Origin of the sequence: Butyrivibrio sp. TB (genome assembly GCF_900110805.1) — a bacterium.
Lineage (GTDB): Bacteria > Bacillota > Clostridia > Lachnospirales > Lachnospiraceae > Butyrivibrio > Butyrivibrio fibrisolvens_C.
Genome location: NZ_FOER01000024.1, coordinates 1 through 20313 on the forward strand (window position 1 = coordinate 1; position 20313 = coordinate 20313).

16 protein-coding genes are annotated in these 20313 nt (G+C 41.0%); 3 read left to right on the forward strand and 13 right to left on the reverse strand.

What is annotated here, in order from left to right; translation table 11 throughout:
- Positions 1-334, forward strand: a 334-nt coding sequence (locus BMX21_RS19975) for a UPF0236 family transposase-like protein (protein ID WP_330390240.1), incomplete at its 5' end; no start/stop codon positions are given.
- A gap of 556 nt (positions 335-890) precedes the next feature.
- On the opposite strand, the gene BMX21_RS14930 is transcribed toward BMX21_RS19975, so the two are convergent.
- Complete coding sequence (locus tag BMX21_RS14930) at positions 891-3491, reverse strand: ribonucleoside triphosphate reductase (RefSeq protein ID WP_177174060.1); 2601 nt, start codon at positions 3489-3491, stop codon at positions 891-893.
- Between the two features lie 71 nt (positions 3492-3562).
- A complete protein-coding gene (gene nrdG / locus BMX21_RS14935) occupies positions 3563-4063 on the reverse strand; it encodes an anaerobic ribonucleoside-triphosphate reductase activating protein (RefSeq protein ID WP_022753497.1) in 501 nt (166 codons plus the stop codon).
- 355 nt (positions 4064-4418) lie between these two features.
- Between nrdG and BMX21_RS14940 the strand changes: the two genes are divergently transcribed.
- Positions 4419-4880, forward strand: coding sequence for a divergent PAP2 family protein (locus tag BMX21_RS14940; RefSeq protein ID WP_051199693.1), 462 nt, complete (start codon positions 4419-4421; stop codon positions 4878-4880).
- A 2-nt stretch (positions 4881-4882) separates the two neighbouring features.
- Here BMX21_RS14940 and BMX21_RS14945 read toward each other — a convergent pair whose 3' ends face one another.
- From BMX21_RS14945 to BMX21_RS14955, 3 genes are all read right to left on the reverse strand, one after another.
- Positions 4883-5200, reverse strand: a complete 318-nt coding sequence (locus tag BMX21_RS14945) for an ArsR/SmtB family transcription factor (RefSeq protein ID WP_092045588.1) — start codon at positions 5198-5200, stop codon at positions 4883-4885.
- Between the two features lie 81 nt (positions 5201-5281).
- Complete coding sequence (locus BMX21_RS14950; RefSeq protein ID WP_092045590.1) at positions 5282-7168, reverse strand: heavy metal translocating P-type ATPase; 1887 nt, start codon at positions 7166-7168, stop codon at positions 5282-5284.
- A gap of 132 nt (positions 7169-7300) precedes the next feature.
- Positions 7301-7519: a cation transporter gene (locus BMX21_RS14955; RefSeq protein WP_092045592.1), complete on the reverse strand. Its 219-nt coding sequence runs from the start codon at positions 7517-7519 to the stop codon at positions 7301-7303.
- 306 nt (positions 7520-7825) lie between these two features.
- On the opposite strand from BMX21_RS14955, the gene BMX21_RS14960 reads away from it, so the two are divergent.
- Entirely contained in the window at positions 7826-8041 is a 216-nt protein-coding gene (locus BMX21_RS14960; RefSeq protein WP_027215783.1) for a hypothetical protein, read from the forward strand.
- Between the two features lie 170 nt (positions 8042-8211).
- Here BMX21_RS14960 and BMX21_RS14965 read toward each other — a convergent pair whose 3' ends face one another.
- The 8 genes from BMX21_RS14965 to BMX21_RS15000 form a co-directional block, all read right to left on the reverse strand.
- Entirely contained in the window at positions 8212-8682 is a 471-nt protein-coding gene (locus BMX21_RS14965; protein ID WP_092045594.1) for a GNAT family N-acetyltransferase, read from the reverse strand.
- Between the two features lie 55 nt (positions 8683-8737).
- Positions 8738-9709 carry a hypothetical protein gene (locus BMX21_RS14970; RefSeq protein ID WP_092045596.1) on the reverse strand — a complete coding sequence of 324 codons (972 nt, stop codon included), beginning with the start codon at positions 9707-9709 and terminating at the stop codon, positions 8738-8740.
- Positions 9709-10158 (reverse strand): hypothetical protein, encoded by a 450-nt coding sequence (locus tag BMX21_RS14975; RefSeq protein WP_092045598.1) that lies wholly within the window; start codon positions 10156-10158, stop codon positions 9709-9711. The genes BMX21_RS14970 and BMX21_RS14975 overlap by 1 nt, the downstream gene beginning before the upstream one ends.
- A 378-nt stretch (positions 10159-10536) precedes the next feature.
- On the reverse strand, positions 10537-13755 hold the full coding sequence (carB, locus tag BMX21_RS14980) for a carbamoyl-phosphate synthase large subunit (protein ID WP_092045600.1): 3219 nt from the start codon (positions 13753-13755) through the stop codon (positions 10537-10539).
- Positions 13756-13874: 119 nt separating this feature from the next.
- On the reverse strand, positions 13875-15104 hold the full coding sequence (locus BMX21_RS14985; RefSeq protein ID WP_092045602.1) for a carbamoyl phosphate synthase small subunit: 1230 nt from the start codon (positions 15102-15104) through the stop codon (positions 13875-13877).
- 94 nt (positions 15105-15198) lie between these two features.
- Positions 15199-18999, reverse strand: coding sequence for a phosphoribosylformylglycinamidine synthase (locus tag BMX21_RS14990; RefSeq protein ID WP_092045605.1), 3801 nt, complete (start codon positions 18997-18999; stop codon positions 15199-15201).
- A gap of 56 nt (positions 19000-19055) precedes the next feature.
- The gene (locus BMX21_RS14995; RefSeq protein ID WP_092045607.1) at positions 19056-19697 is read right to left on the reverse strand and encodes a TetR/AcrR family transcriptional regulator; all 642 of its coding nucleotides are present in this window, start codon (positions 19695-19697) and stop codon (positions 19056-19058) included.
- A gap of 36 nt (positions 19698-19733) precedes the next feature.
- On the reverse strand, positions 19734-20192 hold the full coding sequence (locus tag BMX21_RS15000) for a DUF6508 domain-containing protein (RefSeq protein WP_022753487.1): 459 nt from the start codon (positions 20190-20192) through the stop codon (positions 19734-19736).
- Positions 20193-20313: the final 121 nt, after the last annotated feature.

The following is a 20313-nucleotide window of genomic DNA, read 5'->3' on the forward strand; positions in this document are numbered from 1 at the left end:
GGGCTGTAGTGCAGAAGGCCATGTAAGCCACATACTTTCTGATAGAATGAGCTCGAGGCCTCATGGGTGGAGTCGGATTGGTGCAGACAAGATGTGCCGACTCAGAGCGTACTATAAGAACGGAGGAGATATGCTGGAACTAGTACGTTACCAAAAGGAAGAACCAGTAGCGGCAGGAGCTGAATACAGCCAGATACTATCATCCAGTGAAATACTTAGTTCAGAACGCAATAAGCATGGGCTTGTAGGAAAATACTATGATCAGATGAACCAATCATTGAGTTTGCAGACCAAAGAAAAGTTATATTTCAACAGTCAAATATGGACCTTATGATAAGTTGAATAAAAACGCATAAAGCTGTTCTTGGATTCTGAGCCCGAGGTATAGAACCAGCCATCCTGCGTAGCAGGGCTTGCCCTTGATGGGTTCCGACAGAAACGCTACGATGTTGTCCCCGACGGTGGAAGTATTAGCTGTTCTTATCATCTTCACCGTCGGCAAAGCCAAGCAGCGTTTCTGTCGGGTTCGGTCAAGGGTGGCGTACGGTAGCAATTACATTAGTTTAGTACGATGGAAAGGGGACTATTATTGACACTCAAACTTCATGATGATAGCCTAAAATGAGCGGATGAAATTTCGCTTATTCTTATGATGCCAACAAGGCGAAGGCATATCAAGGTTCCTTTAACCCATTAAATCCTACAGTAAATTTACACTGTCGTCCAACTGTCTGAGCGAAGCGAGTTTTGGACCCCAGAATGAAAAGCTACAGCTATCGTGCCATGAAGTTTAAAACGATTAACAGCATGGCAAGAATCTATATACTGTCCGTCCCTGCAAATCCTTTGGTGATACTGCCCCCGCCCAAACGCGAAGTTACAGTTACTAATTAATACCCAACCTTCTCAGCTACGTCAATTGTCTTTATGAATCGCATTATCTCGTTAAAGTCAGTAATGACCTTTTCAGAAGTTCCATAATCTACGAACATGGCAGGTGCTGACATGATTCCGTATTTGAGTGCCATATCTCTTCCTTCATCAAAGGAAGCATCGATGATAGAATACTCTACCATTCTTTGATCCAAAGCTTCCTTGGCCATGCGGCATCTGGGACAGTCCTTGGTTGTCAGAAGAGTTATCTGATCATCTGTGACCATGATTCCCGGTTCATCGCTATGTTCTTCGATAACTTCAAGAACAGGTTCCTTCGAAACTGCGCTGTCTCCTGACAAGAAAGATGCCAGGTTTTCTCTTGCAACTCTGGCCTGCTCGAATTCCTTCTCGATAGCATTCTGAGTCGCATCATTATTTGCATCAACATGATTCAGGATCTCAGATGCACTCTTACTTACAATACGGCTCATATTGTAGGTCTTCCTGTCTTCAAATTCCTGAGCCTTACCGGCATTCCAGTTACTTACAGGACGATAATATCCCGTGATCCTTGAATAAGTCTCAGCCTTACCTCCGCATACAGGGCAGATACTGGTCTCTCCATTAATATATCCGTGATCTTCACAGATTGAGTATGTAGGAGAAAGTGTAAAGTATGGAAGTCTATAGTTCTCAGCGATAGTCCTTACAGACTTAGCTGCCTGCTTCCAGTCAGGGAGTCTCTCCCCAAGGAATGCGTGGAATACTGTTCCGCTTGTATACTTGCACTGAAGGTCATCTTCTTTGTCCAGAGCATCGAATATATCATCAACTGCTCCAACAGGAAGATGTGATGAATTGGTATAGTAAGGAGTTTCGCCGCTTCTGCCTGCTGTAATGATGTCAGGGAAGTTCCTTCTATCCATGCGGGCAAGTGTATAGCAGGTTGACTCTGCAGGAGTTGCCTCAAGGTTGAAAAGGCACCCGTACTGTTCCTGATAATCAGAGAGCTTATTTCTCATAAAATCAAGAACTTTTCCGGCCCACTCAAGCGCCCTGTCGGATGTAAGATCTTCGCCTATCCATCCTGCATTAAGGCACGCTTCATTCATTCCTACAAGTCCTATTGTCGAGAAGTGGTTCTTGAATCCTGCCTTAAGATATACCTTGGTATAAGGATATGCGCCCTTATTAAGGTACTGTGTCACTACTCTTCTCTTGATATCAAGGCTTCTTGCAGCAATATTCATTGCATATTCAAGTTCTTTGAAGAAATCTTCCTCAGTTGCAGATATATATGCTATATGCGGAAGATTTATAGTTACTACACCTATCGATCCTGTGTTTTCTCCGGCTCCGAAATTACCGCCATTCTGCTTTCTAAGTTCTCTAAGATCAAGGCGTAGTCTGCAGCACATAGATCTGACATCTGATGGCTTCATATCGGAATTAATATAATTGGAAAAATATGGTGTTCCGTACTTGGCAGCCATTTCGAACAAAAGTCTGTTGTTCTCTGTATCAGACCAGTCGAAATCCCTGGTAATTGAATATGTGGGAATAGGATACTGGAAGCCTCTTCCGTTGGCATCACCCTTAATCATAACTTCAAGGAATGCCTTATTGATCATATCCATCTCACGCTTGCAATCGCCATAGGTGAATTCCTGCTCCTTGCCGCCTACTATAGCCTTCTGCGGAGCCATATCTTCCGGAACAGTCCAGTCCAAAGTTATATTGGAAAAAGGACACTGGCTTCCCCATCTGCTTGATACGTTGGCGCCAAAAACAAATGACTGCATGCACTGCTTGACTTCTGCATAGGACAGATCATCAGCCTTAACAAAAGGTGCAAGATATGTATCAAAAGAAGATACAGCCTGAGCACCAGCCCATTCATTTTGCATGATTCCAAGGAAATTTACAAGCTGCATAACTGCAGTAGATAAGTGTGATGCAGGGCTTGATGCAATCTTGTTAGGAACGCCGCCAAGACCGTTAAGCAGAAGATCCTTAAGTGACCATCCTGCGCAGTATCCTGCTGCCATACCCATATCATGGATATATATCTCACCATTGCCGCCATCAATCTGGCACAGAGATCTTATCTCAGGATCATATATATTCTCCCACCACATCTTGGTAATAGCTTCAGACTCTGCAAGGATAGCCGCACCCATGGTGCCACCTGCTGTAGAAGCGTTCTGATTCTTTATGATATCCATAGCCTGACAAGGATCAGCATCTGTCATATCATCAGCACTACCAAGTGAACCATCTACCATACCTACGGCAAAATTCTTAACCTCTTTGGTTATACCTCTTATAACCTTGTGAGTCTGTCTGTAAAGGATAAAAGATCTTGCAGCAGTATAATAGCCGCCCCTCATAAGAGCTGCTTCTGCCGCATCCTGAGCCTGTTCGACAGATACACACAGGTTCTTGTCAGCACTGTTGACATAAAGATCTACTACAGCCGCACCTGTGAGCGTCTTGAGATCCTTATCAGAATAGTCGGCCTTGACTGAATCCAGTGCCTTCTGCATGGCTGAGGTGATCTTGGCCTCATCAAATTTCACCTGTGTACCGTCACGTTTTACGATAGTGTTGATCATTGTAAACCCCCTTATAAATTTAAACAGTCCAAAAGGCAGAAACGGCCCCTATAAGATGTAAGCCAGCTCTATCAGTCAGTCTGCCTCCAATCACACACATATTCTTTTGCTATACTTTCTTTCGTATCGATAAGCCTTTGGTTGGTACTTCCTCTGTACAGACACTCTTCGGATTTAAGATCAATTTCAAACCTTCCGTCCACAAGAACATCTGTCTCTCCAAGAAGCTCTACTGCCCCTTCGGGAGCCTTTCCTTCCATGATCTCTTCGTAGGTATATCCTGTATAGCACCATACAGAAAGTCCCATATCATGGCAGGCTTTAGCAACATACGCCGCGCTTTGTGCCTGCATAAAAGGATCTCCTCCGGATAGTGTAACTCCGTCAAGATGTTTTGTATTTCTGATCATCTCTATTAGCTCATCAGGTTCTATGGATTCGCCACCGTCCGGGTCCCAGGTGTCCATGTTCTGGCAACCCTTGCAGTGATGAATACACCCCTGAAAAAAGACTACAAAACGTATACCTGGTCCATTGACCAGTGAATGTTTGATCGTTCCGGCTATTCTCATTGTTGTTATTATCCGTGAAAAAATATATAAACGAAATAAAATGAATTAATATCCAATATCCCCACAGAAATTATACCACTATATATTGTGTTTGCAAAAGATATTTTTTCCACAAAATGTGGTTTGCTAGATTTTACGCCACTTTGTGAAGTGAAATATTTATTTTAGGGTATACTTATTAGATTCTTTTAAACACTTTTCACAAATATGCGGAAATTCGTTTTGGGTACTTGATTTTTTCTGTGTTATTATATGACGTGAGGATTATGATCGTAATCTGATCTTCAGCAGGTATCAAAAATACCTTATATACCTGCATACAAAATATAGGGATAGTATTTCGGGGGAATATACAATGATTTCATTTCTTACAGATCTTTTTACCAACAAAGTTTTCGTATCAGCCGGTTCAGGATGGTTCGTAGCTCAGCTTGTCAAAGTAATAATTGATTCTATACGTGACGGTTTTAGTGTTAAGCGCCTTGTAGGCGGTGGCGGCATGCCAAGCACACATTCATCTCTCGTTACAGGACTTTTTATTTCTACAGGTATCGTATACGGCGTTTCTTCTTTTGAATTTGTTATCGCATTCTTCTTTGCAATGGTCGTAATGTACGATGCAATGGGCGTTCGCCTTACAACAGGAAAAGAGGCCTATATCCTCAACAAGCTCAGAGAACGAGATCTTGCTGAAAATAAAGAACCTCTTTACGATAAAAATCTTGATGAAAAGATGGGACATACATTCCCTGAGATAGTTGCCGGAGTCATAACCGGTACTATATGTGCTTTAGTAGTATGTCTGGTCATCCTTTAATATCATTCATTAATATGATCCCAGCCCTGTGAGATTATAGTGCTGACATGCTCGTCCGCAAGGCTGTAGATTATATTTCTTCCATCACGCTTTGCTCCCACTAGTCCTGCCTGTCTAAGGAGCTTAAGTTGATGAGATATGGCAGACTGCGTCATACCAAGATCATCTGCAAGATCCGTAACATAGCACGCACCATCTGAAAGTCTGAACATGATACGAAGCCTTGTAACATCTCCATATGCTTTGAACAGATCCGCAAGATTCATAAGCTTCTCATCATCTGCATTTATGCTCTGTGGTATTTTAAAATGTTCTGCCATAATAATTCTCCATTTTCTGATCTATAACACTATCGATGTAGACTGTACCATCTATAGTCACACCATATCCATTATCTCTTTTTACAACTTCTTTACAAAGAGAGCTCTGATAGCATTTATAACTGCGATAATGAGTACGCCTACATCAGCGAATACCGCAAGCCACATATTTGCAATACCAACAGCTCCAAGGATAAGGCATATTACCTTAACACCAATCGCAAATACTATGTTTTCATAAACGATACTCATACACTTACGCGATATTTTTATTGCTTTTGCTATAAGTCTTGGATCATCGTTCATAAGAACTACATCTGCAGCTTCTATAGCCGCATCCGAACCAAGAGCTCCCATGGCGATTCCTATATCTGCTCTTGAAAGTACAGGTGCATCATTGATTCCGTCACCAACGAAAGCGACCTTACCATCTTTACCATTTTCATTAATGATTCTTTCAATCTCAGATACCTTATCTCCTGGAAGAAGTTCACTTCTGACTTCGTCAAGTTTAAGGCTTTCTGCGACTTCCGTAGCAACAGCTTTGGCATCGCCGCTAAGCATGATAGTCTTTTTGATGCCGCTTCCCTTAAGAGACCTTATCGCATCGCCTGACTCTGATTTTATCACATCAGAGATCAAAATGTGACCTGCATATTTATCATCAATTGCAACATGCACTATTGTGCCGGTATGATGACATGGTATAAAGTCGATTCCAAGCTCTTTCATGAGCTTTTCGTTACCTGCCGCAACCTTCTTGCCATCAACTATTCCCGTTACGCCCTTACCGCTTATCTCCTTAATATCAGAAACAAGCTTTCTGTCAATATCCTTACCAAATGCCTTCTGAAGGCTCTTACTGATAGGATGTGAAGAAGCACTCTCAACATGTGCTGCAAAATACAAAAGCTCCTCGTCCTGAAACTTTGAATGATGAATTCCGTTAACTTCAAATACGCCCTTTGTAAGAGTTCCTGTTTTATCAAAAACAACAGTTCTAACCTTTGACAGCATCTCCATATAGTTGGAGCCCTTTATAAGTACGCCTTCTCTGCTTGATCCGCCAAGTCCGGCAAAAAAGCTAAGAGGTATACTAACAACAAGAGCACAAGGACAGCTGATTACAAGGAAGGTAAGCGCCCTGTAGATCCACTCAGGCCACATAGGATCAAGTCCCATGAAAAGCATCCTTACAAGTGGGGGAAGGATTGCAAGCACAAGAGCACTGTATACAACTACAGGAGTATAAACTCTTGCGAACTTAGTAATGAACTGTTCTGACTTAGACTTTCTTGAACTTGCATTCTCAACAAGATCAAGGATCTTGGAAGCAGTAGATTCATCAAACTCTTTAGTAGTTCTAATGCGAAGGATACCAGACATATTGATGCAGCCGCTAAGCACCTCATCGCCCTCTTCTACATCAGTAGGAATGCTCTCACCCGTAAGAGCACTTGTATTAAGAGTAGATCTACCTGATTCTACGATTCCATCGATCGGAATCTTCTCGCCAGGCTCCACAACTATAACAGTTCCAGCTTCTACCTCATCAGGATCAACCTTTTCAAGGCTTCCATCCTCATTTTCTATATTAGCGTAGTCAGGTCTTATATCCATCAGCTCTGAGATATTGCGCCTTGACTTACCTACAGCCACGCTCTGGAACCACTCTCCTATCTGGTAAAAAAGCATAACCGCAATCGCCTCAGTATATTCGCCCTTACCCATGATAGCTACGACTATAGCTCCTATGGTTGCAACAGCCATAAGGAAGCATTCATCAAAAGGCTGGCGGTTTAATATACCCTTCCATGCCTTCAAAAGGACATCATATCCAATGATAAAATATGGAATCAGGTAAAAAACAAACAGCGCAATGCCTTCGAGCGGAATGAATATTCCGGCTATCATAAGTATTGCTGATATTATGATCCTGATTAGTGTCTTTTTCTGTTTCTTGTTCATAAGCATTCCTTCTTAATAGCCTTTAAAGTATATATTCATTTAAACGGCTACTCTTAATCGAACATCTCCTTTTCTACCCAAAAGAGATATCCTAATATCTAAAATTCCCTAACATTCAATAATTTACAAGACTTAGAATGTAATATCACAGTCATCCTCTACCTTTTTGCAGTTCTTAAGTACTTCAGGCATTACAACTGCAGGATCAGCGCCCTCTTCGAACTCAACCTTCATCTTAAGAGCCATAAAGTTAACTACGCAGTCCTTTACACCCTCTGTCTTCTTGGCAGCATCTTCCATCTTAGCTGCACAGTTAGCACAATCAACATCAATAGCGTAAGTTTTCTTCATATTATTCCTCTTTCCGGCACCATGGCCTTGATTTATTTTTAATTATATGAGCATTTGTTCATATGTTGTATTCAATATACACCCAACCATACCTTTTTGCAAGGCTTTTTTACTCAAAATTTTCGTCAAAAACATAGGCCCCAAACATGAATTTTAATCAAGAAAACTAAATAAAATCAAGGCATAATCCAAATGCCGTCTAGCACTATGCGAATTAAAGTTTTAGCTTGAAAATGGCTTTTTTTCGGTCTATTATATAAAAGTTGATTTTTTATTAAGGATGATATATGAAAGGATTTATTAGTAATGCAGGCGCTTGACACAACTTTAGAAAAACTAAAAATGTTATCAGATGACAACTACATCAAAGCAGTTGACGTAATCAACGGACTTCTGAGCATGCAGGGTACAACAACCACTTCCGCAACTGATAACATTACTGAAGAAGATAATGATAATCTCGACGATCTCGCAGATGACATCTTCAACAAATGTACTGCAGCCTTCGCAAGAATGGCCTAAATAATACTTCCAGATGGATCTTCGGATCCATTTTTTGTGCCCTAAAAAACAATACTATTACTAAACTTCTCACTAATGAGAAAAAACGTGCCGGTCACTGTTACAAATATCTAACAGTGACCGGCATAACATCTTTATTAAAAATAAATATCTCTAACCTTTATATTTTCTCAGAAATTATATTGCATGAAATTACCATTTTGCTTAAATCCATATGATTCGTATAATTTAACACCCATATTAGAAGCTGTAATATAGATTGTTCCGCATCCATAGTCCTTAGCTTCCTTGACAACTCTGTCCAGAAGCTGCGTTGCAATCCCCATCCTTCTATAATCAGGATCAGTATACATACTTGATAAGATTCCAAGTCTCCCTGTAGGACAAGTGAAGTACGGAGGCTTTTCTGCAAAAGACATTCCGCTTGTGCCAACTATCTTATCGCCGTCAAAAGCAAGCCAGGATACATATGTACCAGCAGCCATATTCTTGGTATAAAAATCCATCAGCGACTTCTTAAGATCCACATTTTCAGGAACAGTCTTACCTTCCGAAGTATACTCTTCTGTCAGCTGATTAATTCTCATTTCAATGATCTGGTCAAGTTCATTTTCAGTTAGCTTTTTATATACAATATCCATTATATTCATCCCCTTCTATAAAAAAAGAATAAATGATCTATAACATCAGGATATTCTACGACTCAAATTCCCCATACCCAATAACAACAGTTTCATCAGGATACACGACAAGAAAAATACTATAGACCTTATCCAGCATCATAAAATGCTTAAGACTTCCTAAATGTTCTTTAGCAAGATCTCCCCCCGCAATATAGATTTTCTGATACTTGCTTCCATGAATAACATCTGTCTCTGACAAAAGCTGTCTAAATCTTAACGCAAACTCATCATATTGAACGTCAAAAGCTCCAAAGCTATTATACAAAACCTGCGCAGCATTATCTGTGATATCAATAAGCTCTATATTCAGATTCTCAACAAAGCTGCGATATGCATTATCATCATAATCTGCATCATCCAAGATCAGATCTTTTAACCCTCTGCAAAGGTCGTCAGAATCATCTATCGAATCGAACTCCAGGAAATGGTCTTCGTCGAATAGCTCATCAAATTTACTAACAGCATCATAAGTCTTATCAAAAGAGTCATCATTAAATGATCTAGATGATGCATAATACGACGGAATCTCTTTTTCACATTTATATTTCAGAACATATTTTTCAACCAGCCTAAAGTATTTGAAAGAAGTCCAGTACAAAAGAGCCAGAAACAACGTGATAGGAATCATAATAAAAAACAAACATTCCATATACCTATCAAAATTCGCTTCATATTCAAATGCAACAGATGCATAGATAAAGTATGCATAATAAGCGCCAAGCAAAAGTTTTAACAATACAAATGGTATACTATATTTTCTTTTTAATGAACTGCAATACTGGCCCTGTGTCAAAATATACTCCAGTCCAAATGCTCCATTGTTGGAAACCCTTATTTTAAACCGGTTTGAATACTCTGTGTTTTCAACTGACAGATTATTAAATTTTGGGAAAAAAGGAAGAGCCTCTTCACTGCCTTCAAAGGCGCTCCAATAGTCACCGATTCTTATATCAGTACGATCAATACATTTGTCACAAAAACTCATCAGTCTGCCATGTCTCCTGCCTTAAGATGTTTTTCTATTTCTGCTGCAACATTATATGCAATTTCATATTCCTTAATTTCAATAGTATTATGCGTATCATAATATACAAAAGTTATAAAATCATAATTTATACTCACATTACGAAGTCCGCTGTATTCATATCTTTTCTTGAAAATAAAATGCTTGATGGTAAAAGAATGATAATCAAAAATGAATTTCTTTTTATTTAAATTAGAAATACATCGCTTTAAATTGGCTATCAACAATATAATGCCCCAGAAAAAGCCAATTACTAATATTATATAAAAAGGATAATTTAATTCTGAATTAATTCCGCCTGTATAGTCTATTAAAACGCCAAAAATTGCCCATATTGTAATCAAAACCAAGAACCAAAACAGGCTGAATATATCATGATAATCATCTTTTGTTTCTTCAAAAATAACCATAAACTCCCCTTAAAATAACTTATTACGAATAACACACTTTTAATTCTATTGATAACCTAACTTACTGACATTGGTACATCCATGAATATCCTGTTTCTCATTACATTCTCCCCCAAATAATTAGTTGTTTACATTGACCTTCAATAAGCTCAATGTCTCACACATATTATACTTACAAAAATCTATCATTCATGGATTTCTGACGAAATGCATATTATACCCGATGAAATGCATCGAAATTTATGAAACAGGTCAAAAAATCCTCCTAAAAAGAACAGGTCTTATTACGTGTCTTCTTAGGAGGATTTGTATTTTATATTATTACATATAAGTTCTCGTTTTTCTCAAAAAAGCGGGAAACTATACATTTGATATATATCAGATCTTAGCTATGTCTACAAGCTCAAGTCCCTCTTCGTTATATGCATTCTCAAGACTTGATACAAGAGCTTTAGCAGTATCGAGTGCTGTGATGACATTTACACCTGTCTCTATGGCAGTACGGCGGATGAGGAATCCGTCACGGCTCTTGTCACGACCCTGAGTAGGTGTATCGATTACAAGGTCGATCTTGTGGCCTAGGATAAGGTCCATGACTGTAGGTGATTCCTGGTGGATGTTGTTGACTTTACGTGCCTTGACGCCGTTCTGGTTCAGGACATCTGCTGTTCCAAGTGTAGCATAGATGATATATCCAAGCTTCTCATAGCGTCTTGCGATATCGATGATCTCGCCCTTATCGGCATCCTTAACTGTGATGATCATCTGCTTGTGTTTGGGAAGTGATACTCCTGCTCCAAGGAAAGCCTTGTACAGAGCTTCTTTGAAGTTTGTGCTTATACCAAGACACTCACCTGTTGACTTCATCTCAGGTCCAAGGCTGATCTCAGCGCCTCTTATCTTCTCGAAGGAGAATACAGGCATCTTGATAGCTACATGTGATGCTTCCGGCTGAAGTCCCGGTGTATAGCCAAGATCTTTAAGTTTCCTTCCCATCATAACCTGTGCTGCAAGGTCTACTATCGGTATACCTGTTACTTTACTGATGTATGGAACAGTACGGGATGATCTTGGGTTAGCCTCGATGATGTATACTTCATCTCCAACAGCTATAAACTGAACATTGATAAGACCTATTACATTAAGGGCCTTAGCAAGTCTCTTTGTATACTCTGCGATAGTATCCTTAACCTTCTGGGACAGGGACTGGGCAGGATATACTGATATAGAGTCACCTGAATGAACACCTGATCTTTCGATATGCTCCATGATACCGGGGATTACGATATCTTCGCCGTCGCATACAGCGTCAACCTCTGTCTCAATACCCTGAAGATACTTATCTACAAGGATAGGATGATCCTGAGCATATCTGTTGATGATGTTCATGAACTCTTCTATCTCCTGATCAGAAAGTGCTATCTGCATTCCCTGACCGCCAAGTACATATGAAGGACGTACAAGTACAGGATATCCAAGTCTGTTAGCTACTTCCTTGGCTTCTTCTGCTGTATATACTGTAGCACCTTCGGCACGCTTTATCTGAGTCTTTTCAAGAATCTCATCGAAGATCTCTCTATCTTCTGCTGCATCTACGTCTTTAGCATCAGTTCCGTAGATCTTAACACCCATCTTCATAAGATCCTGAGTAAGCTTGATAGCAGTCTGACCACCGAACTGAACTACAGCTCCGTCAGGCTTTTCAAGACGTACTATATTCTCAACATCTTCAGGTGTAAGAGGCTCGAAGTAGAGCTTATCTGCTATATCGAAGTCTGTTGATACTGTCTCAGGGTTATTGTTGATGATGATAGTCTCAAATCCGGCTTTCTTAAATGCCCATGTAGCATGTACTGAGCAGTAGTCGAACTCGATACCCTGACCGATTCTGATAGGGCCTGAACCAAGTACCAGGATTTTCTTTTTGTCAGTTCTCTTAAGTGCTGCTTCATCCTCAGAATCAGGTCCATCATATACTGAATAGTAGTATGGTGTCTGAGCTTCAAACTCTGCTGCACAGGTATCTACGAGCTTGTATGATGCAACGATATTGTTCTTGTAGCGAAGCTCTTTGACTTCATCTATTGTTAGGCCCGTATATTCTGCAATTACGTTATCAGGATACTCAAGTCTCTTGGCTTTAAGAAGTGTATCTACTGAAAGATTCTTACCTTCAGCCTTAATAGCCTTCTCTACCTTTACAAGATTATCTATCTTATTGATAAACCATATATCAATCTGAGATATATCATGGATCTCTTCGTAGCTTACGCCTCTTCTTAAAGCTTCTGCTATACGCCAGATACGCATATCATCAACTTTCTTAAGATCTTCTGCAAGATCTTCATCAGAAAGATCTGTAAAGTCATAGCTTGTAAGTGAGTCTACATGCTGCTCAAGTGATCTTATAGCCTTCATCATGGCACCTTCGAAGTTGGTGCAGATAGACATAACTTCACCTGTAGCCTTCATCTGAGTTGAGAGAGTTCTCTTAGCTGTGATGAACTTATCAAATGGAAGTCTTGGGAACTTCAGTACGCAGTAGTCAAGCGCAGGCTCAAATGAAGCATAGGTCTTACCTGTGATCGCATTAGGTATCTCATCAAGTGTATAGCCAAGTGCGATCTTGGCTGCAACCTTGGCGATAGGATAACCTGTAGCCTTGGATGCAAGCGCTGATGAACGGCTTACACGAGGGTTAACTTCGATTACACAGTACTCAAAAGATGTCGGGTGAAGTGCAAACTGCACGTTACATCCACCTGTGATCTGAAGTTCATTGATGATATTAAGAGCAGAGCTTCTGAGCATCTGGTACTCTTTGTCAGTAAGTGTCTGAGAAGGAGCAACTACTATTGAGTCACCTGTGTGAACACCAACAGGGTCAATGTTCTCCATGTTACATACTGTGATGCAGTTACCGTTTGAGTCACGGATTACTTCGTACTCGATTTCCTTCCAACCTGAGATACATCTTTCTACAAGTACTTCGTGCACACGTGAAAGTCTAAGTCCGTTAGCAAGAATATCTTCAAGTTCTACCTGGTTGTGAGCGATACCGCCGCCTGATCCTCCAAGAGTGAAGGCAGGTCTAAGTACTACCGGGTATCCGATCTTTCTTGCAAACTCTACGCCGGATTCCACATCTGTTACTACAAGAGAAGCTGCGCAGGGCTCACCGATTTTTTCCATAGTATCCTTGAATTCCTGACGGTCTTCTGCCTTCTTGATAGTCTCAGCAGTTGTTCCAAGGAGCTTGACTCCGTGCTTATCAAGGAATCCTGATTCTGCAAGTTCCATACCAAGGTTAAGTCCTGCCTGACCACCAAGTGTAGGAAGGATTGAATCCGGTTTTTCTTTTTCTATGATCTGTTCCAGAACCTTGACTGTAAGAGGCTCTATATAAACTTCGTCTGCAATGTCGCGGTCTGTCATGATAGTAGCAGGGTTTGAGTTAACAAGTACTACTTCAATTCCCTCTTCTTTAAGTGAACGACAAGCCTGTGTACCGGCATAATCGAACTCTGCTGCCTGACCTATTACTATTGGGCCGGAGCCAATGACCAAAACTTTTTTGACATCTTTATTCTTAGGCATTTAATAACTTCCTTTCAATTCCTATATATGATTTAAACAGCTGACGATCAATAGTTTTTACAACACTTTTTATCAGGTCATATTCTCAGATAAAAAATGTTCCCGCATTTCATCTGATCTTAGCTAAACATTCCATCTGTCATCATGTGTATAAAGCTGTCAAAAAGTGTTCCTGTATCCTGAGGGCCTGCGCTGGCTTCGGGATGGAACTGGACAGTGTATATATTCTTGCCTGTATATCTAAGCCCTTCATTAGTGCCATCGTTAACATTTACATAAGCAGGTACTGCAACTTTAGGATCAAGCTTATCAGTATCTACTACGTAGCCGTGATTCTGAGAACTGATGTACACCTTGCCAGTAGCAAGCTCTTTGACAGGATGGTTACCACCTCTGTGACCATACTTGAGCTTATGTGTATCTGTTCCTGTTGCAAGCGCCATGAGCTGATGACCAAGGCAGATAGCAAAGATCGGAACATCTGAATCATAGAGCTTTTTAACTTCCTTAATTACTGATTCACAGTCCTTTGGATCTCCGGGGCCGTTTGAAAGCATTATTCCGTCAGGATTTCCGGCAAGGATCTCTTCTGCACTTGTATTATATGGATATACTGTTACATCACATCCTCTTGCCGCAAGTGAGCCTGCTATATTGTACTTGGCTCCTACATCAAGGAGAGCTACCTTAAGGTGAGTTCCGTCTGCCTTTATGCCGTTAAGTGTTCTTACAAGTGAAGGCTTCTTTTCTCTCTTTGAGTGATCTCCCGCAAGATCTGCTTTATAGTTATCCTCGTTAAATACAGCACTTCCTGATACAGGTCCGTTATCAGAAAGGTCTCTTGCGCCCTTAACCTCATACTTTTCTTTGCAGGAAACCTTCTCAACCACGCCTTTTGTTGTATAAGCTTTCATCTTCTTGATCAGCTCATCAAGGTTGTAGTTTTCATTAGTTGTGATGACGCCATTCATGGTTCCCTTTTCACGAAGGATCCTTGTAAGCTTTCTTGTATCGATTCCCTGTACTCCGGGAATATCATACCTTACAAGGAACTCTTCCAAAGTCATATCACATCTGAAGTTTGATGCTACCTCAGAGAGTTCTCTGACTATGATGCCGTCAAGCCAGATTCTCTCGGATTCCATATCGTCAAGGCATACTCCGTAGTTACCGATAAGAGGATATGTCATGCATACCGCCTGACCTGCATATGAAGGATCGGTAAATACTTCTGTGTAGCCTGCCATAGTTGTATTAAATACTATCTCACTGACAACTTCCTTATCAGCGCCAATTGCCTGTCCTTCAAACACTGTTCCGTCTTCAAGGATTAAAAAGGCTTTTTTCATAAACTATCTGTCCCTTCCGCTTCTAAAAAGAAGAAAATAATTGTCTTTACTAAAGTTAACCTTCGGACCCTGTAAGAGCCCGAAGGATATCTGATTACTTAAAGTACTCTACACCTGACTTAAAGATCTTAAGATCCTGCTCGCCATAGATGTTAACAGCTACGCCCTTGCCACGACGCTCTGCATGGCACATCTTACCAAGACATCTTCCGTCAGGAGATGTGATACCTTCGATAGCTCTGTAGGATCCGTTGATGTTCCATTCGCTGTCCATAGAGATGTTGCCATCTACATCGCAGTACTGGAATGCAACCTGGCCGTTTGCAAACAGGTCATCAATAACATTTTCAGGAGCAACGAATCTTCCTTCGCCGTGTGAAGCAGGGTTTGTATATACTCCGCCAAGCTTTGCTTCCTGGAGCCATGGGCTCTTATTGGATACAACCTTGAGGTATGCCATCTTGGAGATGTGACGTCCTATTGTATTGAATGTCAGTGTAGGTGAATCTACGTTCTGACCTGTGATCTTGCCGTTTGGTACAAGTCCAAGCTTGATGACAGCCTGGAATCCGTTACAGATACCAAGTACAAGTCCGTCTCTTTCGTTGAGGAGCTTTTCTACAGCTTCTTTGATCTTAGCATTCTGGAATGCTGTTGCAAAGAACTTAGCTGATCCGTCCGGTTCATCGCCTGCTGAGAATCCGCCGGGGAACATGATGATCTGTGCCTTTTCAATTGACTTTTCAAACTCTTCAACTGATTCGTAGATATCCTGTGCATTCTGGTTTCTGAATATCTTGATATCTACATCAGCGCCTGCTGCCTTGAAAGCTGCTGCAGAGTCATACTCACAGTTACTTCCCGGGAATACAGGAATGAATACTGTAGGCTTTGCAACTTTGTTCTTGCATACATATATATCTTTTGTATCATAAAGCTTTGTTTCGATAACAGTCTCGTCATCTCCTGCTTTTGAAGGGAATACCTTTTCAAGTGTTCCTGTCCATGCACTAAGAAGCTCCTCACCGTCTACCTTGATGCCTTCTACTGTGAAGACATTTTCGCTTGTTACGCTTCCTACAAGTCTTGCGCCTTCAACTTCAAGCACCTTGGAAAGGTCTGCTTCAGAAACTTCTACAAGGAGATTACACATTCCGTTTGCAAAAAGATCTTTTGCACTTACAGCATCATCAAATGCTACTCCAAGCTTGTTACCAAAGGACATCTTTGCAGCTGCTGCAGCGATTCCGTAGCCGTCAAGAGCATAAGCAGACTTTATAACGCCGCTCTTCATAAGCTCTGAAACCTTATTGTAAAGAGCAATAACTTTCTCATATACAGGAAGATCATATTCATCTCTTGCGATTCTTACTTCTACAAGCTTATCTCCTGCTGCCTTAAGTTCAGGTGTTACAACATCTGAAAGCTTTGCTACATCTACAGCGAAGGATACAAGTGTTGGTGGTACGTTGATGTCATTAAATGATCCTGACATAGAGTCCTTACCACCGATTGAAGCCTTACCAAATCCAAGCTGAGCATCAAGAGCACCAAGAAGAGCTGTAAATGGCTGTGACCATCTCTTTGGATCTTCTGTCATTCTCTTGAAATACTCCTGGAATGTGAAGTGAAGGTCTTTAACTTCGCCGCCGCCTGCTACGATTCTTGCTACAGACTCTGTTACTGCATATACAGCGCCGTGATATGGGCTCCAGGATGAAAGATATGGATCAAATCCGTAAGCCATCATTGTTACTGTATCACTTTCGCCATCAAGAACAGGAAGCTTTGCTATCATGTTCTGAGTCTCTGTAAGCTGGTATTTACCACCATAAGGCATTTCAACTGTTGCAGCTCCGATAGATGAGTCAAATCTTTCTACAAGACCCTTCTGAGAACATACGTTAAGGTCTTTCATCTCCTCAAGGAATGCTGCCTTTACATCGCCCTTTGAAAGAGCTTCGCCAGCTTTCTCACAAGCAACCTTGTTAAAATAGTTATCTACCTTTGAAGGAATCTCCACTTCTACATCTGTCTCCTGGTGAGCACCATTAGTATTAAGGAATGCTCTGGAGATATCTACTATCTTCTTGCCTCTCCAGTTAAGTACAAGACGAGGTTCCTTGGTTACTACCGCCACCTTTACAGCTTCAAGGTTCTCTTCTGCTGCATATGCAAGGAACTGATCGACATCCTTAGGATCAACCACTACTGCCATACGCTCCTGAGATTCTGATATAGCAAGCTCTGTTCCGTCAAGACCTGCATATTTCTTAGGTACAAGATCAAGATTTACATCAAGGCCATCTGCAAGTTCGCCGATTGCTACTGATACACCGCCTGCACCAAAGTCGTTACACTTCTTGATGATAGATGATACTTCTTTTCTTCTAAAGAGTCTCTGAAGTTTACGCTCTGTAGGAGCATTACCCTTCTGAACCTCAGCTCCACATGTTGTAAGTGAGGCATTTGTATGAGCCTTGGAAGATCCTGTAGCTCCTCCTATTCCATCGCGGCCTGTACGTCCGCCAAGAAGTACGATGATATCTCCCGGGTCTGAGCTCTTACGCATTACATTGGCCTGAGGAGCAGCGCCCATAACAGCACCAATTTCCATTCTCTTAGCTACGTAGTTAGGGTGATATATTTCCTTAACATATCCTGTAGCAAGACCTATCTGGTTACCATAGGATGAATATCCCTGAGCAGCGCCTCTTACAAGCTTCTTCTGTGAGAGCTTACCTTTAAGAGTCTGGGATACAGGAACTGTAGGATCTGCAGCACCTGTCACACGCATTGCCTGATATACATAACCTCTTCCTGAAAGCGGATCACGGATAGCACCGCCAAGACATGTTGCAGCGCCGCCGAAAGGCTCGATCTCTGTAGGATGGTTGTGTGTTTCATTCTTGAAGAATACAAGCCAGTTCTCAGTTGTCTTGCCCTGACCGTAATCAACTTCTACAGGAACTACTACTGTGCAGGCATTGTTCTCTTCAGATTCTTCCATATCTGTGAGCTTACCGTCTTTTTTGAGCTTCTTCATTCCTACAAGAGCAAGATCCATAAGGGAGATGAACTTCTCTTTTTTCTTAGCAGGATCAGCGTAGAGCTCATCACGTGCGATAAGGTATTCATTATATGCATTCTCGATAGGCTTTTTGTAATCGCCTTCGCCAAATGTTATAGTCTTAAGCTCAGTGCCAAATGTTGTATGACGGCAGTGATCAGACCAGTATGTATCAAGAACACGGATCTCTGTAACGGAAGGATCTCTTTTTTCCTCATCATGGAAGTAGGTCTGGATCCATTCGAAATCCTTGAAAGTCATGGCAAGTCCAAGTGAATCATAGAGCTTTCTAAGCTCTTCCTGACTCATATCCTTGAAGCCGTCGAAGATCTTGACATCTTCAGGCTCAGGGTATGTGGTTGCAAGAGTATCAGCCTTGGTCTCATCTACTATACGAGAATCTACAGGGTTTACAACATACTCTTTGATCTTATCAAGCTCCTCGTCAGATACATTGCCTATGATCACATATGTATCAGCACTTCTGATGATAGGCTCTTCTTCGCCTCGTATAAAGCGGACGCACTGCTCAGCTGAGTCAGCTCTTTGGTCGAACTGTCCAGGAAGGGCCTGAACGCTGAATACGCGCTCACCTTCATTAACGTCAAAAGACTCTCTGTAAAGTATATCAACAGGAGGCTCTGAAAAAACTGTAGTACAAGCCTTCTCAAATACCTCATCAGATACGTTCTCAATATCGTATCTTATAAGTACGCGAACATCCTCGCATGACATGATACCAAGATACCTTCTTATCTCATGTCGCAGGTCTTTTGCCTTGCCTGCAAAAGGTTTCTTTTTTTCTACATAGACTCTTCTGACCATAATTCTCCTCTTTCTTTTTTAAAAAAATGTGCTCCGAATTTCGAAGCACATTTTCATTAATTATTAATATATTGATCTACAGGTACAATGCCCTGCAGAATATAAAACATCTCCTTGTCGACGGTCTGTTCAGATATAGATACAACTGTTGCCATAGTCTTAAGTCCTTCCAATACGTATGCAAGATTTCTGGCAAAACCAGCTACATCCTCACACTCAAATTCACCACTTAAAGCACCATCAGAAACAATCTCTTCGATGGTGTGAACGCAATCGTCAAAACGACCCTTAATATAATTGTTGTCAGGGGATGAATTGTGACCAGAATAGTATTCCATAAGAGCAAGACTAAGACCATCTTTTCTGCGAAGGATAAAGCGTTTCTGCTCCTTCAAAAATGCTGCAAATCTGTCAGATGCAGAAAGTTTAGTGCTGACACTGATGCCATCTAAATAGTCACCTTCGCCTTCAACATTCTCAGAAGAAACTTTGTTATCTGATCCAATAGAATCTTCTGCTTTAAGAACAGCCAGGAATATATCTTCGACACTTGAAAAATGAAGATATAATCCACCACGACTTATATCGCAGGCATCTACGATATCCTGCATAGTAACATTCTTAAAGCCTTTTTTGGAAAAAATCTCCCTAGCCTTAGCTAAAATATGCTTTTCAGTTCTGCTTGCCTTGGCTCCCATACTTCTCCCCGCATGAAAAAGCGTTCTACTACGGGATCAGTTCTCATGATCCCACAATTCAATAAGTTCCTGCATCTTCCTGACAGCATGTTCAAAGATCCCATGCTGAACAGCTTCTGACCACATTCCGGCTTTGACCTGTCCACCCAGAACATACTTGGATAGAATACGATTGACATCGTCCAAATGCATAATGTCTACATTTGATATATATTCAAGTTCGTCTTTCCAGGTTTTTAGATTCTTCCTACTATATAAATACACATAATTGCGGTCCATAAGACCGGAAGCCTGCGCATCCTTTACAAAAGAAAGGACTGTAGAATCATATACCGGAAATATCATGGTAGTATCCATATTCGATCCATTATACTTCTGATCGACTGCTTTGCTATCATTTTCTTTGAACCACTTCAAATACTTAGATAGAGTCTCTACCATACCACGATAACGGTTAACAATATCCTGCGGGCTATTCTCAGTTACATCTGCCATGTTCTTCACCTCATTTTTTCAGTAATGATAGTTACAAAACAACGCAACTCCGCAATTCTGATAAATTATAACAACAGTGTCACAAATTGTACAGAGTGCGATTCTCCAAATATTTTGCCAT

Excerpts from the sequence above, each read along its gene's own strand:
- BMX21_RS14930 (WP_177174060.1), bottom strand. The coding sequence starts at position 3,491 with ATGATCAACACTATCGTAAAACGTGACGGTACACAGGTGAAATTTGAT.
- nrdG (WP_022753497.1), bottom strand. The coding sequence starts at position 4,063 with ATGAGAATAGCCGGAACGATCAAACATTCACTGGTCAATGGACCAGGT.
- BMX21_RS14940 (WP_051199693.1), top strand. The coding sequence starts at position 4,419 with ATGATTTCATTTCTTACAGATCTTTTTACCAACAAAGTTTTCGTATCA.
- BMX21_RS14945 (WP_092045588.1), bottom strand. The coding sequence starts at position 5,200 with ATGGCAGAACATTTTAAAATACCACAGAGCATAAATGCAGATGATGAG.
- BMX21_RS14950 (WP_092045590.1), bottom strand. The coding sequence starts at position 7,168 with ATGAACAAGAAACAGAAAAAGACACTAATCAGGATCATAATATCAGCA.
- BMX21_RS14955 (WP_092045592.1), bottom strand. The coding sequence starts at position 7,519 with ATGAAGAAAACTTACGCTATTGATGTTGATTGTGCTAACTGTGCAGCT.
- BMX21_RS14960 (WP_027215783.1), top strand. The coding sequence starts at position 7,826 with ATGCAGGCGCTTGACACAACTTTAGAAAAACTAAAAATGTTATCAGAT.
- BMX21_RS14965 (WP_092045594.1), bottom strand. The coding sequence starts at position 8,682 with ATGGATATTGTATATAAAAAGCTAACTGAAAATGAACTTGACCAGATC.
- BMX21_RS14970 (WP_092045596.1), bottom strand. The coding sequence starts at position 9,709 with ATGAGTTTTTGTGACAAATGTATTGATCGTACTGATATAAGAATCGGT.
- BMX21_RS14975 (WP_092045598.1), bottom strand. The coding sequence starts at position 10,158 with ATGGTTATTTTTGAAGAAACAAAAGATGATTATCATGATATATTCAGC.
- carB (WP_092045600.1), bottom strand. The coding sequence starts at position 13,755 with ATGCCTAAGAATAAAGATGTCAAAAAAGTTTTGGTCATTGGCTCCGGC.
- BMX21_RS14985 (WP_092045602.1), bottom strand. The coding sequence starts at position 15,104 with ATGAAAAAAGCCTTTTTAATCCTTGAAGACGGAACAGTGTTTGAAGGA.
- BMX21_RS14990 (WP_092045605.1), bottom strand. The coding sequence starts at position 18,999 with ATGGTCAGAAGAGTCTATGTAGAAAAAAAGAAACCTTTTGCAGGCAAG.
- BMX21_RS14995 (WP_092045607.1), bottom strand. The coding sequence starts at position 19,697 with ATGGGAGCCAAGGCAAGCAGAACTGAAAAGCATATTTTAGCTAAGGCT.
- BMX21_RS15000 (WP_022753487.1), bottom strand. The coding sequence starts at position 20,192 with ATGGCAGATGTAACTGAGAATAGCCCGCAGGATATTGTTAACCGTTAT.